Here is a 17,999-nt window from a genome sequence, read left to right on the forward strand (position 1 = left end):
TGCTTAGTACATTGGGGGTCAAAGGAGGTCTGGGGGCACTGCCCCCAGCCAGGGGTTCCACCCCTGCACCCCGTCCTAAATCAGGTGGCTATAGCTATAGTGTTTCTTTAGAAGGGCGACCATGAAAGGATTAGCTGGAAAGAATGCCCTGATTACGGGAGCAAGTTCAGGAATTGGGCAGGCGATCGCTATCCGTCTAGCACGGGAAGGCTGCAATATTGCAATCAATTACCGCAAAAGTGTTGAAGAAGCGAAAGACACGGAAGAACAGGCAATGCGGAAAGCCTGTGGTCAGATCGAAGACTGCGGCAGGCGATCGCTCCTAATTCAAGGCGATGTTTCCAGGGAAGACAATATTCTCAACATGGTCAATCAAACGGTTGAGACGTTTGGTAGTCTTGACATTTTGGTGAACAATGCTGGGATTCAAAAAGAATGCCCTTCCCATGAAGTCACAAGTCAAGATTTTGATCAGGTCTTATCAGTCAATCTGCGTGGGGCATTTCTATGTTCCAGGGAAATGATTCACCATTGTCTAGATCAGAACCATCCTGGCATCATTATTAATGTTTCTAGTGTGCATGAGGTCATCCCTCGCCCATTGTATGTCAGTTATTCCATTAGCAAAGGCGGCATGGAAAATCTGACGAAAACACTGGCATTGGAATATGCAGCGCGAGGAATTCGGGTGAATGCGATCGCCCCCGGTGCCACCATTACTCCGATCAATCGAGACTGGGTTGAGGATCCAGACAAGAAAGCCGTCGTCAAAAGTTATATTCCCATGGCACGGGCAGGGATGGCTGAAGAGATGGCAGCCGGTGTCGCCTTCTTAGCCTCAGAGGATGCCTCCTATATCACAGGACAAACCTTATTTATTGATGGAGGGCTGACGCTCTATGCCGACTTTCGAGAAGCGTGGTCAGCATAGGAATCCCGGATCAAACCAATCATCGAATCGTTGATTTTTATACGTCGAAAGCATCTTCTGTGGGGATAACGATATGAGAACTGAAATGATTAATGAAGTTAGACAAAATTCAGGATGGTTCATTGCCCTGGGTATTTTGATGATGATACTGGGCATTGCGGCGATCGTTGAACCACTGATTGCAACCATTGCCGTTGCCCGCGTCCTTTCCTGGGTGTTTCTGTTTGCAGGGATTATCCGCACGATTCATGCCATTCAATCCCGTCGGCAAGCGGGATTTTGGCTCAAGCTCGTGGTTGGCATTCTCTACATCATCACCGGGATTCTATTGCTGGGTAATATTCTTGGGGCGGCGCTTACCCTCACCCTGGCGTTTGGGTGGGTCATTTTGGCTCAAGGGGTGCTTGAGGTGATTACCGCCTTCAAAGTGCGTCCAGAACCAAACTGGATTTGGGTGTTGATCAGTGGCGTTTTGGCGATTATTTTGGGGATTTTGATTTTGTATCAATGGCCCTTTGGTGCCGCCTGGTTGCTGGGAGTTTTCGTCGGGATTAACTTACTATTTACGGGTGTTTGGATGATCTTACTTCCCTGGGGGTTGCGTCACTTTCGATTGGGAGTCGGAATCTGATTCAACAGTCAGGCGAAGTTGGCAGGGCGCTCAGGCGAACGGTGTGGTGAATCCAAATTCAACCGGACTTCCATGCAGAAGATTTATTTCGCTCTTTAAACCATTCTGTAGGGCTGCCGACCCATTCATTTTCGAGTTTGGCAGTCCTGAAAAACCAGTTTATTTCAGTTACTTAATGAGGACACAATGTTGAAACAGATTCGGGTTTTGATTGGTTGCACCGCATTTGTAACCGCCATGTCTATATCTTTACTACCCCGTGTCACCGCTCAAAGCAGTGAACAGGACATTCAAATCGGGCAAGCCCCAGGTCAGAGTCGTCCGCCTACTCAAAGGGGTTTTCAGGGCAGAGGTGTGGCTCAAGGATCTGCTTTTACCCAGGGACGGAACGCAAATGTGTCTCTCACTATAGACCGGGATAACTTTGGTCTGGAACTCGCCGAACCACCAGGAACCAGGGCGCGAGTTCAGTATCGTGGGGCGATCGTTCGGCAGCCAGGATCGGGTTCCAGCAATTCCGGTACATTTACATTGGATGGTCGTGTACGGAGTTTCAACTCTTCTGCCAACTTGCGCGTAGTTAACAATACGACCGGCACCTGTCGGATTGAAATTTTCGACTCGCGGGTGATTTCCAGTTCTTGTAGAACGGCTGCGTCTGACAGTTCAACTCAGTTTTTGGGATTGGAGCAATTTTAAAGCCGATCTGAAAAGCCTTACAGCGGTTCTCATGCTGATGCGGTACAAGCTAGTGGTTTGTTATGAGTCATTAGTCATTAGTCCCTTGTGGGTGACCCATGACCAATGACCAATAACCAATGACGAGTAACCAATAACCAATGACCAATAACAACAAAAAAGTATCTCACAAAGCTGAGAATTGCTATAACTACAAAAAGCCCAAAACTAAGGAATGAGAATTAAATAACATCGGCTTTTGTAGCAGTTTTTGTAGGATGTGTCAGGCATTAGCGGTAACGCATCAATCCTGTGAAAACGATGTGTTAAGTAGATAGGTGAAATCAACTGTAGGATGGGTATAGCCTTCGGCATGGCTACGCTAGAGCGATAGCGTAACCCATGCGGGTGTTGGGTTACCCTGCGGGAAGCAAGCTACGTGCCTCAACCCAACCTACACAGGTCTTATATTTAATTAGTCCCACCTACTTATGTCGCGCCAATATATCCTATACAAGAGTTCGGAGTCATTAATCCATTAATCTAGTCAATCGGGAAAACAAGATGAACCATAATACTTTATTCAATCAACGATTAATCGGTTGTCTGGTTACTCTAATGGTTGGATTCGTTGGAACAACAGCTACAAACTCCGCTAGCGCACAGGAATTCTTGGGAAAAAATTGGACTCTCTATATGGCTCAATCCTCCTCCTCACTTGAAGGGAGTTGGCGGTTGGCAAACATCTCCGAGTCATCTGCTCCAACCCCGATGGTGCCTCCTCAAACTCCTGCCGTGACCGCAGACTTTACCGATGGACGTGTTACTGGTTCTGGCGGCTGCAACCGGTTTATGGGAGGCTTCCAAACCAAGGGCGATCAATTGAGTATTGATCCGCTGGCATCGACGTTTATGGCTTGTGATGAGTCAATCATGGCTCAGGAGTTCAAATATCTGAAGGCATTAGAAGGTGCCCAGCGATATGAAGTGAATGATGAAGGGTTGCAAATTTTCTATACGACTGAACAGGGGTCAGGTGTGTTGCGCTTTACCTCTCAAGCGATTACAGGATTATGGTAGCAAGCGTTTTCTAAGGAGTCATTCTGTGAAGGTTCCTACTCAAGGGGCTACGGTCTATACCGGCGATCAGATTCAGCGCGTGCCTGTCATCAGTGACTTAAACGTTGATGACCTCGAACCTGGAACAAAGCACCGCTTTTTCTTTCAGGGTGTGCAGATGGGGACGGGGCAGCATTGGTATGTTCCCATTGTTGTGGCAAAGGGTACTCAGGGGGGTAAGCGCATTTCGCTGACTGCTGGTGTGCATGGCGATGAGCTAAGTCCGGTGAATGCAGTGCAGCGGATCATGTCTGGTCTTGATCCGACACAGATGTCAGGCACAGTGATTGCCGTCTATGACCTCTCCCGTCCGGCGAAGGAGTACACTCAGCGCAAGTGGCCGATCGCCCAAGGTGGCGGCTCGTTGATTGACCTGAATCGGGTGTGGCCTGGTGACGAAATGGGTAATGATGTGCCAACCCGCCATGCGGGCATTCTCTGGAACCGATTATTTAAGCACAACGTGGATGTCGCGCTCGATTACCACACGGCATCCACGGGCGGCGATTTCACAATGTTCATCTTTGCCGACTTTCATAAGCCAGAGATCCAGCAGATCGCTGAGTTGTTTCCCATTGAACAGATTAAGGATGATCCCGGTGAGAACGGCACCCTGGAAATGGCGTTTGTCGAAGCGGGCATCCCGGTGATGACCATTGAAATCGGCGGACCGCGAATCTTTGATCTACCCAAGATTTCAATGACCGTCGAAGGCAGCATGAATGTGCTGAAGCATTACCAGATCATCGATGGTCCAATCGGACGTACATCCAGGGATGCGGGAACCTTTTTTGGCGACTCGTTTGAGACCATTCGTTCGACGACCGGCGGTTTTCTCGAGTTGCTGGTTGATCTGAGAGACAAAGTCACCCCAGGACAAAAAGTTGCGATCCAGCGCAATTCCTTCGGGGATGTTGTCGCTGAGTACACGGCAACTGTCACTGGAGAAGTGGCGACGATCGCCCGGGATGCTCTCAGTGAACCCGGCTCACGGGTAATGCAGATTCTCTACGATAGCACCCAGTCAAACTTCAATACCGATACCCACCATGAGTCTGGCGATGACTACTAACCGAATCATCAAATTATTGGATAGTAAACCCACTTCCCCTATGTATAAGCGTTTCTCTAATGTTGGATTGCTTGCCCTACTGGCGAGTTTTGGTGTCTTCCTGCAAGCCCAACCCTTGTCGTCTCAGCCACAAGCGCCTGCTAAACCTGAACAGCAAGATGCTCCTTTACCCCCCCTGCCAGCTAATTGTAAGCCACTGCCGTTGGTGGGTGGAGATGGCAGTGCAGTGACTAAAACTGCTTCTGTGCCAGGGCTGAGGGTTCCGTTACCTGGACCCGCACCCAGCGTTGGCCTTCGCAATAATTGGAATACGGATTGGTTTGTTACCAGCGGTCAACCCTTCAGGATCTACAGGGTCACGTTCATGCCCCATAGTGACACGGAATATAGTGTGAACATGACTTTGAAATATCCCGATAATACGCTTGATCAATTCTATCGGGAACAACGCAAGCGATTTCCAGCGAACAAACCTCTGATTGTGGAAGCCTCACCTCGTACAGATTTGCAGCCCTTTCAGGTCAATACCAATATTGGTGGATTACAGTCAGTGGGTGCCCGATACACGGTGGCAGTGGCGGGTTGTCTTTAAAGTTAGGGGATGAGGGGTTTCACATTCCCCTCGTCATTTTGTGGCGGGGTACCAGGGCAAAATTGTCGAGCCGAAGACGGAGAGGCCGATAAAGTTGCAGATCAGAATTCGCTGGCAACCGGAATCCGTCCCCGCTGTGCCGCTGCAACCAGTTGGTCATAGTCGCGATCGGTTTGACGGGCGTAGGCATGGGCAAATTTAACCATTGCGTCATCTAACGCCTCATTTTTGCCGACATACCCTGCCAGCATGGCAGCATCCCCCGACTTTGCATGAGCCAGGGCTAACGCCCAGCCACATAATTCACCGTAGTCTGGCAGGGACGAGAGCCGAAATTTATCGGGTTCAAACTTGACTCCCCCTTTCATGTCCCGCAACTGGCGGATGTAGTAGTGAATTCCATCGACCTCACCCCAACCCAGAAAAATATCTGGTGCCCCCTGAATCAGGCGTTGCCCCACAACCACCCGATGCCCCTGGTGATCATCAGACAACCGATGGTTAGAGAAGCTGTCGGCATAGGGCGCTAGTACGGAGGGTTGGGCTTCTTTGACCTGGAGGAAAAGTGGATCCTGCTGGTCTTTTCCCTCTAAATAAACGACCCAACAACGGGTCCCCACACTGCCCACACCGACGACCTTACGGGTCGCATCCAGAATGTGATAGCGGGACAGTAGAAAGCGGCGATCGCCACTGAGGGAACTGAAATAATCCTGCATCAATTGTTCAAGTGCCTCGACCAGCGGTCGTCCGCTTTCAGTGGTCACTGACCGTGTGATTAGAGGAGGCGATTCGATCATGTGGTGCTGGTCATCCACTAGATCGGTCAACTTATCTAAGACCTGGAGATGGGTACGCCCACGGGCTTTGGTCAGCAAGCGATTTGCCCGCTCCTGTGACTCGACAGGTAGCTTTTGGAGCAACTCGGCTTCGGTAATCGTGCCGTACCACAAATCCAGATAACCCATCTCGGCATACTCGTACAGGTGTTGTCGGTAGGACTGGACAACGGCACGCACAGCCGCTTCGCAGAGCACCCGATCTGCTCCCAGGAATTGCCCTGCCACAACCGCACTAGCCGCCAACCGTTTCAAATCCCATTCCCAGGCTCCGGGATGGGTTTCATCAAAATCGTTAATCCCAAACACCAGGTTCCGTTCGGCGGAGGCAAACACCCCAAAGTTGGACACATGCATATCCCCACAGGCTTGCACCGTGATGCCAGTCGTGGGTGCTGGGGCAAGGTCCCGGATCATCACCGCTGCCGAACCCCGTAGAAACGCAAAGGGAGACGTTAACATGCGAGCATAACGGATGGGAACCAGATCGGGCAGGCGGGTCTTTGCCTGATGTTCCAGAATCGAGATCGGGTCTTCACGGTTATCGGCAGGTTGGTATGCTCCATGCTCAGAGCGCTTGATTTGCTGGCGCAGAGCTTTTCCAGCGGCTAACCGCTCTGCAACGGAAAGAGGCTTTGTTTGACGCTGGCTGGAGGCGCGATCGGGTAACGGGTTTTCGGGCAGCGGATTTTCTCTGGATACGCTAGTCATTGTGATGATGGGACCCAATCAAATTAGTCTTGAAACGGTATCCCCTCGACCTGTCATCTGACCTGCTTTTGATGGAAAGCATCGTAAAGCAATCAAGATTGGGGGCAACACAGGTGGTTAGCATGCAAGATTACTCAGGTTCAGAACTCTCTGTTGTATCAGGCACGTTGGAAAGATTGCCCATTAACACTTGTTGGGGAGTGCCGATCCGAATGTTGTGGCGATCGAAGGCTATTTTGAGCCGACGGCGTAACTCGCGGGCAATCACCCCCTGTTTCAACGGCGCTGTTTTAATCCAGACCCGGATCACAATTCCAGTATGGGAGATTCGATCAACTCCAAAGAGTTCTTGGGTGTCCAGAATTATGGATTGCCACTCTGGCTCCTCTGCCATCTGATCAACTGTTTCACGAACCAGGGCTAAGGCATGATCGACATCTGTATTATAGGCAACCTCAATCCGAAAATCAGCCCGTGCCCAGGTGCGCGACATATTTTCCACTTGCACAATGCAGCTATTGGGCAGGGTAATCAAGTTGCCATCATCGCTCCGAATCTGAGTGATCCGCAAATTTAGATTGACAACCAATCCAGATGCCGGGTAACCAGGATTGGTGCCAAGTTTGATCAGATCACCAATCCGAAACTGATCTTCCAACAAAATCAGGAATCCATTAACCAGGTCTTTGACCAGACTTTGAGCCGCAAACGAAACTGCCAGGGCAACCAGCGCACCCAGGGTCAGGATGGATGCTGGGGCTAAATTTAACCACTGGAGTACCCAGAGGATGCTGATGGCATAAACCAGTACCATTTTCAGCCCTTTGATGACGCGGGCGATCGTAGTAATGCGTTGAATATTGGCTTCGGTTAAGGTCTGCTCTTGTTCGCGCACCTGGAGATAGCGCTCAATCACCAGATCGGTTAAGCGATTGACCAATCCCGTTAAAAACCAGGCAACCAAAATCACAACCGGAATGGTGATTACCTTTCGGGCAAATTGGCGGGTTTGGGGAAAGGTATTGAGGCTATAGGCAATTCCCACGACCCAGAGAAAGGCGATCGCCCAAAACAGTAGCCATCGCAGAAACCGGACGAGCTGAAGTCGTCGCTGTAACCCAAAATGATGCCGTAAATCCTGAAATAGCCCCAACCCATATTCCGAATCTATTGGGGCGGCATCTGTGATCTCAACCCCAGGCAGTCCCTCGGCTTGAGCGGCTAACAGATCGGTCGTCTGGCGACGCTCAAGCTGCTGTTTGCGCCGCCCCAGGAAAGTCCAAATTCCCCCCAATAACGGTGTCAACAGCACCATTACGGCCAAAACCCTGACCACGGTTGAAACCTGCTGCTTGAAGGCTTCAGGCTGCCGCAGTCGCAGTGCTTGGCGCAGTTCAGTCTCCAGAATTCCCTGCCATCGGACTGCCAATCGGTCTTTACTGGTTAAATGATATTGGGCATCGGCATCTGTGACTGTCAGCAATACCCTTGGTTCAGGCAGCGCAGCATCGCTGGCAAATAAGACCGGCTGCCCATTCCGTGTCTCCACCACCACCTGTAATGTGTTGGGATCCAGCTTTCCCTGATCCAAAATCTGGCGATCTTCAATCAACCCTACAAGGTTAGTCTCTACCTGTCTGGCACGGACTTCGACCGGGATTTGCCCGCCCGGCTCATTGCGATTGAGAACCGCAGGAGAGGCGATTCTAAACAGTTCTTGTCCATCAAGCCTGATTCCCGTGGCTTCCAGCGTACCTCGTCGTTCTACACCAGTCGGCAGGGTTGGTATTCCGGCGGGAGCGGTTAAGGAGGGTAGCTGCCCCCAGGCAAGCGGGCTGGTGATTGGTCCATCGATCTCTCTAACGCGGACTGTGGCACCCATGATGATGATGACCAGGGTGAGGGTACAGATCACGAAGCGGCGGAACAACCTGGTTGGATTCCACGGGGCATGTTTCGGCATACATTGGGTGTATCAGCTAACGGAGCAATCTATTGTAATTCTTGTTGACGCTATATCAGTTTCCTATGTTCATAGAGTAGGTTAGGGGGATCTTTTACAACGATTTTTGGATTAATGGCACTGGAAATACAGCAGTTTTTAGATGCGTAGACCACAGCAAAAACGGGGAGTGGGGAGTAGGGAATCGTGTGGCTTAACCAAATGAAAATCGCTGTAAGTCGTAATATTGATTTTTTGGGTAAGTCAACCGTAACGACGTGTGGCTGGCTCAGGCAAGGAGAAATGGCTGTAAGGATGTGTTTGAAAAACCTCCCCCCTTCCGAAACAACGGTTATGAGTAGTCATTCGTCCTTTGTGGGCGACCAATGACCAATGACCAATAATGACCAATAACGACCAAAAACGTACCTCACAAAGCTGAGAATTGCTATAGCATCTATATCCATACCCATTAACGATCCAAAAAATCTATGTTTGCACAACTGCCTGAGCGCCGGATGCATGGGATTCGCTGGATATTGACGATGGGTTGGCTGGTTTTAATTGCTTCCCTATTTTATGATCCCTGGTCAGCCGCACTGACCGAGCCAGATCATCCCTGGAGTCCATTCCGACTTTCGGGAGCGTGCGTGCAGGTGCAGGGGCAATGCCTGCCGGAAGAACCCTACCCCCTGGGAGCGACTCTTTTTTGGGGGGCGATCGTCCCATCGGGAATCTTCATCCTGCTGGTGTTTGGGCATGAATTATGGCGACGGATTTGTCCCTTATCGTTTTTGTCCCAAATTCCCCGTGCTTTAGGCTGGCAACGCCAGTTTAAGCGGGAAAATCCAAAAACTGGGAAAGTGCGTTACGAATTGGCAAAGGTCAAGTCTGATTCGTGGCTCGGCAGAAACTATCTTTACCTCCAATTTAGTTGGCTGTTTGTAGGATTGTGTGGGCGAATTCTGTTTTTCAATGCCGATCGCCTGGTTTTAGGAAGCTGGTTGCTGTTTACGATCGCCGCCGCGATTACAGTTGGTTACTTTTATGGCGGCAAGTCCTGGTGCCAGTATTTCTGCCCAATGGCACCCGTGCAAACCATTTTTAGTGAGCCTACGGGTTTGTTAGGTAGCAAGGCACATATGAGCGATCGCCGCATTACCCAATCCATGTGCCGGACCGTTTTACCGGATGGTAACGAGCAGAGTGCCTGCGTCGCCTGTCAGAGTCCCTGCTTTGATATTGACTCTGAAAGAACCTATTGGGATGGCTTGAATCAGCCCCAAGAATCTTTAGTGCGATACGGTTACGTTGGCTTAGTGATTGGCTATTTTGTTTATTACTATCTCTACGCTGGCAACTGGGACTATTACTTTTCCGGGATCTGGAATCGTGACCCGAATCAACTGGTAGCCCTGATGAATCCTGGACTGTATGTATTTGGGCAGGTGATTCCCATCCCCAAATTGTTTGCAGTACCCCTGGTCTTGGGGGGATTGACCGCGATCGGCATTGGTGCGGGCAGGCTGATTGAAAACCGGGCAAAACGCTACAGTCGCCGCCACCCTGGGGGCATTGCTCCTGACCTGGTGCAGCACCGCATTTTTGCCATTTGCACCTTTGGGGTGTTCAACTTCTTTTTCTTCTTCGCCGGTCGTCCCCTCCTGCAATTACTACCGCTGTGGGTACAATTTGGGTTTGATGTCAGTATTGTCTTCCTCAGTACCCTGTGGTTGCAAAAAGCGTGGCGGCGTAGCCCCGAACTCTATTCCCGTGAAAATCTGGCGAGTCGCTTCCGTAAACAGTTGGAAAAGTTGCAGCCAGAAGTTGCCCGCTTTTTAGACGGTAGATCGCTGGATGACCTCCATGCCAATGAAGTCTATGTGCTGGCAAAAGTGCTGCCGGGCTTCACCCGTGAAAAACGCCACCAGGCTTATAAGGGCGTAGTGCGAGAGGCTTTAGAGGAAGGCTATGTCAACACGTCCAGCAGTCTGGAAGTCTTGCAGCAAATGCGCCAAGAGCTAGGAATTCCCGATGATGAACACCGGGAGGTGCTGGAAGAGTTGGGGATTGAAGACCCAGATCTGCTCAATCCGAGTCGCCAGCGGACGTTAGAAAATCAGATTCGGTTAAGCGGGTATCAAAAATCGCTGGAGCGGTTGATGACTCTCAGACAACAGCAGCCAGACATAGCGGTGTCCAGTGCTGCCATCACGGGTACCGTCTTTGACCAACTGTTCCAGCAAGATGTCCCAGAAATTCGTGCCTTACGGCGTGAGTATTCGATTACGCCGCAGGAAGAAGACTGGATTTTGAGCGGCGTTGCCCCCGATGCTGGCAACGTCCAGAAAGCTGAGTTTTTGTTAGCCCGGTTAGCTGAATGGGTTGACTGCTACCAGGCAATGAACCACCCCAGCCTCCAGGGTCATCAGGCGGTGGTCACGTTCCTCCAGCGCAGCGTCCACCATAAGCAAGAACTGATTGTGCGATCGCTGCTGCAAACTCTCACTACCCTGCCCACCGATCCCAGTGCCGGTCGCATCGCGCAATCTTTGCAGCAACTTGCTCCGCAAATGGTGGCAGATTTGTTACAGCGTCAGGATGGGCGCGATCGCTTGCCGCCAGAAGTGGTGCAGTTAATTCAACCCACAACTCCGCCGGAACCCCTGCCCCAGCCAGAGGTAGCCACCCTTTCCCTGGAATCTTCCACCCAGGCTCTTCTCAGCTATTTAGATATCCTGCTAGACCATTACAATCCCCTGGTTCAGGCAGCGGCACTGTATCTGATCGCCCAACTCGATCCAGACCGCGCCCAGGCGATCGCCCGCCAACTGGATCGGTCCCAGCCATCGCTGCTCCAGGAAACGGCAACCCATTTGCTTTCTTTACCACCCTCGCCCCCACTTAACGAACTTCCCACCCTGGAGAAATTGGTCTACCTATCGAATAGTGATTTCTTCCAGCACCTACAGACCAAAACCCTACTGGCTATTAGCGATCGCGCAGAGGTGAAAGACTACTCAACCGGCGACGCCATCACAGAATCGGGAGATACCTGTCGGGAATTGTTGCTGCTGTTGGCAGGGGATGCCGAAATTCACTATCAGCTTCAGGATGATATTCGTGTTAAAAAGCTTCAACCTGGACAAATACTGGACGAGCTAGAGGTTTTAACCCACAGCAATCTGGAAAATACGATCCTGGCAGGTCGTGAAAAAACCCGCATTTTGGCGATCCCAGTCGATGCTCTGGATGACTTGCTCGACCATGACCCTGATTTTGCCCGGCGGGTTTTAGAGCTTGAAAGTCGCCATCTCCAGCGCCTTGCACGAACTTTACGGTAATTGGGCAAGAAAGTGGTACGCTCCCCTGGTCTGGTGGGGTTTCAGATCCCCGGAATCTTCGAGATTCCGGGGATCTCGGATGACAAACCGAGCCTTGAAACGGGCATTAAAATCATTGGCTCATTCACAAAGAATTGGCAATCTGATTTTCTGGATTGACTGGAAATCCATGCTTACTGATTTACCTGGAATCCGAAAAAAAATGGTAGGCTTTACACAAAGTTACAGTTCGCCATCAGGTAGTCTTTTCAAGGATAAAAATTGTTTAGTGAGGTTTTCGCTCCTTTCAAATTCATGGTAAAGATACAGGCAAAGAATCATTTATAACCTTTTTGCTTTCAAATCAGATTTAACCAGGGTAGTTTTTCTAATGAAAATTCTGTTAGTAGAAGATGATCCCCATACCAGTGAATTGCTTTCAGCGACGCTTTCTGCGCACCACTATGCCGTTGATGCGATCGCTGATGGGGCAGCAGGGTTGGAGTTAGCCAGCCAATGGAGTTATGACCTGATCTTGTTAGATGTGTTGCTGCCAACGCTAAATGGAATTGAGGTTTGCCGTCGTCTCCGTGCCCAGAACTGCCAGACTCCAATTCTCATCCTGACTGTCAAAGATTCCAATGAAGATACCATCGCTGGACTGGATGCCGGTGCTGATGACTATATCGCCAAATCCTGTGACTCCTCCCAGCTCCTTGCCAGGGTCCGGGCACTGTTGCGCCGCAGTGGCAGTGCTTCGTTGTCTCCTGTGTTGATCTGGGGTTTGCTTTGTCTGGATCCGGCTCTGGCTCAAGTGACCTATGATCAGAAGGCGATCGCCCTCCGCCCTAAAGAGTACAACCTGCTAGAACTCTTTCTCCGCTATCCCCAGCGGATCTTTAGCCGCAGCGCCATTATTGATCACCTGTGGTCAATGGATGATACGCCGGTTGAAGGTTCGGTAACGAATTTGATCAAAGACCTGCGCCAACGATTGAAGTCTACCGGAATGGATGCTGATTTGATTGAGACCGTTTATGGGTTGGGTTATCGGTTAAAAGCAGTACCAGCAGAGAGGGGAGAGAGGGGAAAGGGGAGAGAAGTGCCGCGAGAGTTTGCGCCTCCCGTGTCTATTTCGACGGATTGGGTCAATGACCGGGACATTCGAGAACAGCGGGGGATGAAAGCAATTCAACAAATTACAGAGCGCTTTCGAGGATCCATTGATCAACGAATTGCCTTCCTGGAAGCCATCGAGCGATCGCTCCGAGCCGGTAATTTGAGCTTGCAGCAACGGCAAGCGGCACAAACCGAGGCACACAAACTGGCAGGTGGCTTGGGCACATTTGGCTATGCCGAAGCTTCGAAAACTGCCACCGCCATTGAACACCTGTTGGCACCGAAGGTAAATCAGGGAACAGAATTAGCCAATCAGTTCGCCCACTTACTAGAGACATTGAAGCAGGAGTTATTTAAACCCCTCACCCAACCAGTCACTACTGAATCAAATGTAGAGCCGAGCCTTGCTCATAAGTAATCGTCTCCCTTCTGTATGATTCTCTCAGCGTTGAGCATTCTTCATGCTGATTGTCCTGCCCAAAGCCCTCCGCCGGTTTGTTAAGAAGGTCCCTCTGCGTTGGGTACTCATCGTTCTATTGGTGTTACCCGCAATTGGAATGGGGGCGCTGGTCGGGTTGCAGCAATTTAAGCAGGTATCGCCAGTCCTATTTGCCCGTCCGGTAGCCACCTTTACGGTTGTGCGGTTGCCAGGTTTGGATTTGGGTGCAGTTGATACCCGCACAACCGTTTTACTCTGTCTGCTGACTTTTGGGGGTGGGATCGCCCTTGGACTGCTGGCTGCCCATCTACTCATGGTGCGTTTTGTCCGACGCAGGATCAAGGATATGAGTGATTGGGCACGTCTGGAAGCTGAATGCAAACAAACCGAAGCACAACTTCGCAGAAGTGAACAGTGGTTGCATCATTACAGTCAACTCTCGCCTGGGAATATCTATACACTGGTCGAAGCGGCGGATGGCAGCATCAGGTTTGAATACATCAGTTCAGCCGTCGAGGCAATTCATGAAATCCCTGCTGAACAAGCGTTGCAAGATGCCAGCCTGGTCTTGAATTCGATCCACCCCGACGATCGAGCGGGCTATCGGGATAGGGTAATCGAGAGTAGGCAGAGCTTACATCCGTTTAGCCATCAGTGGCGAATTATTACCCCCTCAGGTCGGGTCAAATGGTTACAGGGCAACTCTCAACCTGAACGCCGTGAGCATGGGGCAACTGCCTGGCATGGCGTTGTGGTAGACATCAGCGATCGCAAAGCTGCCGAACTGGGACTGCAACAAAGCGAAATTCTCAATCGAGCTATCTTCAATGCCTTGCCGGATTTAATGATTCGCATGCATCGAGATGGCACCTATCTGGATATCAAACACAGTAAGGCTTTCCCAACCAAGCTGCCGCATTTAGGGATCGGAGAAAACGTTCGCAACAATCTGCCGCCGGAAGCAGCGGAACAACGTTTAGCCGCCACAGCCAGGGCGTTGCAAACGGGCGAAACCCAGGTTTACGAATTTCCCCTCTGGGTGGAAGGGCAGCACCTCTGGCAAGAAGCCAGGATTATTCCCCTTAACACCGATGAAGTGCTAATCGTAATTCGGGATTTGACTCAACGCCACCAGATGGAAGCTGCCTTACAGAAGAGTGAAGCGCGTCTGGCAATGGCTCAGCGAGTGGCGCAGGTGGGCAACTGGGAATGGGATCTGGAGAGCCAGAAAATCGCCTGGTCGGAAACCACATTTCACCACTGGGAGCTGGATCCAACTCAACCGGAACCCAGTTTTGCTGCACTGTTGCAAAAGGTGCATCCTGACGATCTGGCGATGCTGCAACAAACCCTGGAGTCCGCTATTACAACCGGAACTCCCTACACCTTAGATTTACGTGTAGTGCTTCCCGATGGTTCTATTCGCTATCTTGAGTCGCGGGGAGAACCTTTGCGCAACGCGCAAGGGCAGGTATCTAAACTAATTGGTACCTCGCTCGACATCACAGAACGCAAACAAGCAGAAGCGGCTCTGCAAGAAAGCGAGTTCCGCTTTCGTCAATTGGCAGAAACTGTCCGGGAAGGATTTTTCGTTTTTGAAACAGCGTCTTCCCACTACTCCTACGTCAACCCCGCCTGTGAAGCCATTACAGGTAAGCCATCGCAAGCTTTTTACGAAGAAAAAGATTTTTCCAGGGGAATGTCCCACTGGTTAAACAATATTCATCCAGACGATCGAGATCGCATCGAAGCCGCGCTACAGCGGGAACGCCAGGGCGAAAACTTTGATCACGAGTATCGCTTCATTTGCCCGGATGGGGAAATTCGCTGGCTGCGATCGCAGGCATTCCCTATTTACGATGATGCTGGAACCATTGTGCGGATTGTGGGCACAGTCGAGGATGTGAGCGATCGTAAACAGGCTGAACTCGCTTTGCAAGAAAGTGAAGCTCGATTGCAGGAAATTGCTCAAACCCTGAATCAGGTGTCCTATGTGATTTCGGTAGCCACAGGCGAGTATCTCTACATCAGTCCAGCTTACGAAAAACTATGGGGCTACTCCTGCGAAAGTCTCTATCAAGACCCAAAATCCTGGCTCGCTCGAATTTATCCTGAGGATTTAGACTATGTTTTGTGGGGACTCGAGCAGTTATTCTCTGGCAACCAGAAGCGCCTACAATACCGCATCATTTGCGCCAATGGGGAAGTCCGCTGGATTGAGTCAGACTCTTTAATTGTGCATGATGAGGACGGAAACCCTTCACGTGTAGTGGGGCTAGCAGATGATATTACCGATCGCAAACGGCTAGAAAAATCACTGCAACTGAGTGAAGCTCGTTATCGTGGCATTGTAGAGGATCAGATGGAACTCATCTGCCGCTATCAACCGGATGGGACGCTTACGTTTGCAAATGAAGCCTTCTGCCGATATTTTGGGCTAGACCCAAAGGAAGTGCTTGGCAGCCATTATGAACCGCTGATATTTGAAGCAGACCGGGATCAGGTGGTTCAACGCATCAGTTCCATGAGCCAGGATAACCCCACCGCGACGACGGAAAATCGGGTTTACTCCCAGGGAGAGTTACGCTGGACTCAATGGCACAATCGGGCAGTCTTCGACGAACAGGAAAAATTCATTGAATTCCAGGCTGTGGGACGTGATATTACCGAACGTAAACAAGCCGAAGCAGAAATTCAGGAACTGAATCGGCAACTAACGCACCGTGTGAACGAACTCCAAACTCTATTTGAGGTGCTACCCATCGGCGTGATGATCGGGGAAGATCCAGAATGCCGGGTGATTCGCCTCAATCCTTGCTTATCGAAATTGCTGCGGGTTCCACTGGATCAAAATACTTCCCAAAGTGCCCCTGCTGCGGAGCATCCGGCTTATCGAGTCTACAAAGACGGTAAAGAGGTCTCCCCCCAAAACCTCCCTATTCAGTATGCGGCGGCTCATAACACGGAGGTCAGAGATGAAATCGTGGATGTGGTGCATCCGGATGGAACCGTGATCCAAATTCTTTGTTATGCCTCTCCGTTGCGGGATGATCAGGGACAGAGCAGAGGTGCCGTTGGAGGATTTGTAGACCTCACGGATCGCCAACAGATGGAAGAAGCGTTACGTGCTAGTGAAGAGCAATTCCGTAAAGCGTTTAAGAATGCACCGATTGGGATTTCCCTGGTTTCATCGACTGGGCAGTTTCTCAAGGTCAATACTTCCTACTGCGAGATGGTTGGATACACCGAAGCAGAGCTATTGACCCTCAATTTTAAGGAGATTACCCATCCGGCAGACTTGGAGGCAGATCTGGAGGGGTTTCAACAAATGCTGACCGGTGAGGTTCGTTCGTTTCAAATGGAAAAACGCTATGTCACCAAGCAAGGAACCATCGTTCCAGCGTTCATCAATACAGCCCCGATTCGAGATCAGAATGGACAACTCCTCTATGTTGTGGGGCATGTTCAAGACCTGCGCGATCGCCTCAAAGTTGAACGCATAACAGACGAATTTATTTCAGTGGTTAGTCACGAACTTCGCACACCACTAACTTCGATTCAAGGGGCGCTCGGTATTTTAGGCACTGGAGTGTTTGACGACAGACCAGAAAAAGCCAGACACATGTTGCAAATTGCCATGAACAACAGCGATCGACTGGTGCGTCTGGTCAACGACATTCTTACCCTGGAACGATTAAAGTCTGGCAAAGTCCAGCTTGTGATGGAACCGTGCCAGGTTACAGACCTGATGCAACAGGCGGTAGATAGTGTGCAGGCGATCGCCGATCAATCCAACATCATCCTTTCCCTCATTCCCCTGCCTGTCACTCTGTGGGCATCCCCCGATGCCATGATTCAAACCCTCACCAACCTTTTGAGTAATGCCATCAAGTTTTCTTTGCCCGGTGATACGGTTTGGCTCAAGGCTGAAGAGTGGAATCAGGAATCGGCAAGAACCCTCACCCCATCCCTCCATCCCTTCCTCCTGTTCACCATCCAAGATCAGGGGCGTGGCATCCCAGCGGACAAACTTGAGACGATTTTTGAACAGTTTCAACAGGTTGATGTCTCTGATTCCCGCAAAAAAGGGGGAACCGGATTAGGGTTGACTATTTGCAGAAATATTGTTCAACAACACGGTGGGCGCATTTGGGTAGAGAGTACCCCTGGCAAAGGCAGCACATTTTATGTGGCGTTGCCATTGACATTGAAGGATGACCATGACTAAACGAATTCTGATTGTAGATGATGAAGAAGATATTCGCGATGTTGTGCGCATATCGCTAGAAGAATTTGCAGGTTGGTTGACCATTCCTGCCACATCTGGAGTTGAAGGGTTGCAAATCGCTAAAATTGCAGCCCCAGATGCCATTCTCATGGATATATCAATGCCAGATATGGATGGGTTTCAATTGTGTGAAGAGCTTCAGACCGATCCGAAGACTCAAAAGATTCCAGTCATTGTGCTAACGGCTAAGGTGCTGCCGAGCGATCGCCTCCGCTTAGAAGCGCTCGATGTCACTGGTGTGATTACCAAGCCCTTTAACCCAGTCACCATTTGGAGACAGATTGCAGAACTCTTAGGTTGGGTGTAAAACCATCC

General features: G+C 50.5%; 12 protein-coding genes. 10 read left to right on the forward strand and 2 right to left on the reverse strand.

What is annotated here, in order from left to right; translation table 11 throughout:
• Nucleotides 1-121: 121 nt before the first annotated feature.
• From AC1S52_RS18710 to AC1S52_RS18735, 6 genes are all read left to right on the forward strand, one after another.
• Complete coding sequence (locus AC1S52_RS18710; protein ID WP_482030557.1) at nt 122-931, forward strand: glucose 1-dehydrogenase; 810 nt, start codon at nt 122-124, stop codon at nt 929-931.
• An 85-nt stretch (nt 932-1,016) separates the two neighbouring features.
• Nucleotides 1,017-1,562, forward strand: coding sequence for an HdeD family acid-resistance protein (locus AC1S52_RS18715; protein WP_482030558.1), 546 nt, complete (start codon nt 1,017-1,019; stop codon nt 1,560-1,562).
• A 186-nt stretch (nt 1,563-1,748) separates the two neighbouring features.
• Complete coding sequence (locus AC1S52_RS18720) at nt 1,749-2,261, forward strand: hypothetical protein (protein WP_482030559.1); 513 nt, start codon at nt 1,749-1,751, stop codon at nt 2,259-2,261.
• Between the two features lie 675 nt (nt 2,262-2,936).
• Nucleotides 2,937-3,320, forward strand: coding sequence for an META domain-containing protein (locus AC1S52_RS18725; protein ID WP_482028082.1), 384 nt, complete (start codon nt 2,937-2,939; stop codon nt 3,318-3,320).
• A 25-nt stretch (nt 3,321-3,345) separates the two neighbouring features.
• Nucleotides 3,346-4,431: a M14 family metallopeptidase gene (locus tag AC1S52_RS18730; protein ID WP_482030560.1), complete on the forward strand. Its 1,086-nt coding sequence runs from the start codon at nt 3,346-3,348 to the stop codon at nt 4,429-4,431.
• A 40-nt stretch (nt 4,432-4,471) separates the two neighbouring features.
• Entirely contained in the window at nt 4,472-5,023 is a 552-nt protein-coding gene (locus tag AC1S52_RS18735; RefSeq protein ID WP_482030561.1) for a hypothetical protein, read from the forward strand.
• Nucleotides 5,024-5,124: 101 nt separating this feature from the next.
• Here AC1S52_RS18735 and AC1S52_RS18740 read toward each other — a convergent pair whose 3' ends face one another.
• Nucleotides 5,125-6,573, reverse strand: coding sequence for a DUF2252 domain-containing protein (locus AC1S52_RS18740; protein ID WP_482030562.1), 1,449 nt, complete (start codon nt 6,571-6,573; stop codon nt 5,125-5,127).
• 130 nt (nt 6,574-6,703) lie between these two features.
• The gene (locus AC1S52_RS18745) at nt 6,704-8,536 is read right to left on the reverse strand and encodes a mechanosensitive ion channel family protein (RefSeq protein ID WP_482030563.1); all 1,833 of its coding nucleotides are present in this window, start codon (nt 8,534-8,536) and stop codon (nt 6,704-6,706) included.
• 470 nt (nt 8,537-9,006) lie between these two features.
• On the opposite strand from AC1S52_RS18745, the gene AC1S52_RS18750 reads away from it, so the two are divergent.
• The 4 genes from AC1S52_RS18750 to AC1S52_RS18765 all read left to right on the forward strand — a co-directional run bounded on the left by AC1S52_RS18750 (nt 9,007) and on the right by AC1S52_RS18765 (nt 17,991).
• A complete protein-coding gene (locus tag AC1S52_RS18750) occupies nt 9,007-11,859 on the forward strand; it encodes a cyclic nucleotide-binding domain-containing protein (protein WP_482030564.1) in 2,853 nt (950 codons plus the stop codon).
• Between the two features lie 370 nt (nt 11,860-12,229).
• Entirely contained in the window at nt 12,230-13,375 is a 1,146-nt protein-coding gene (locus AC1S52_RS18755) for a response regulator (RefSeq protein ID WP_482030565.1), read from the forward strand.
• 43 nt (nt 13,376-13,418) lie between these two features.
• Nucleotides 13,419-17,624: a PAS domain S-box protein gene (locus tag AC1S52_RS18760; RefSeq protein ID WP_482030566.1), complete on the forward strand. Its 4,206-nt coding sequence runs from the start codon at nt 13,419-13,421 to the stop codon at nt 17,622-17,624.
• Nucleotides 17,617-17,991: a response regulator gene (locus tag AC1S52_RS18765; RefSeq protein ID WP_482030567.1), complete on the forward strand. Its 375-nt coding sequence runs from the start codon at nt 17,617-17,619 to the stop codon at nt 17,989-17,991. The genes AC1S52_RS18760 and AC1S52_RS18765 overlap by 8 nt, the downstream gene beginning before the upstream one ends.
• Nucleotides 17,992-17,999 lie beyond the last annotated feature (8 nt).

This window comes from Kovacikia sp. CALU 1929 (genome assembly GCF_056784235.1).

Excerpts from the sequence above, each read along its gene's own strand:
- AC1S52_RS18710 (WP_482030557.1), top strand. The coding sequence starts at position 122 with ATGAAAGGATTAGCTGGAAAGAATGCCCTGATTACGGGAGCAAGTTCA.
- AC1S52_RS18715 (WP_482030558.1), top strand. The coding sequence starts at position 1,017 with ATGATTAATGAAGTTAGACAAAATTCAGGATGGTTCATTGCCCTGGGT.
- AC1S52_RS18720 (WP_482030559.1), top strand. The coding sequence starts at position 1,749 with ATGTTGAAACAGATTCGGGTTTTGATTGGTTGCACCGCATTTGTAACC.
- AC1S52_RS18725 (WP_482028082.1), top strand. The coding sequence starts at position 2,937 with ATGGCTCAATCCTCCTCCTCACTTGAAGGGAGTTGGCGGTTGGCAAAC.
- AC1S52_RS18735 (WP_482030561.1), top strand. The coding sequence starts at position 4,472 with ATGTATAAGCGTTTCTCTAATGTTGGATTGCTTGCCCTACTGGCGAGT.
- AC1S52_RS18740 (WP_482030562.1), bottom strand. The coding sequence starts at position 6,573 with ATGACTAGCGTATCCAGAGAAAATCCGCTGCCCGAAAACCCGTTACCC.
- AC1S52_RS18745 (WP_482030563.1), bottom strand. The coding sequence starts at position 8,536 with ATGCCGAAACATGCCCCGTGGAATCCAACCAGGTTGTTCCGCCGCTTC.
- AC1S52_RS18750 (WP_482030564.1), top strand. The coding sequence starts at position 9,007 with ATGTTTGCACAACTGCCTGAGCGCCGGATGCATGGGATTCGCTGGATA.
- AC1S52_RS18755 (WP_482030565.1), top strand. The coding sequence starts at position 12,230 with ATGAAAATTCTGTTAGTAGAAGATGATCCCCATACCAGTGAATTGCTT.
- AC1S52_RS18760 (WP_482030566.1), top strand. The coding sequence starts at position 13,419 with ATGCTGATTGTCCTGCCCAAAGCCCTCCGCCGGTTTGTTAAGAAGGTC.
- AC1S52_RS18765 (WP_482030567.1), top strand. The coding sequence starts at position 17,617 with ATGACTAAACGAATTCTGATTGTAGATGATGAAGAAGATATTCGCGAT.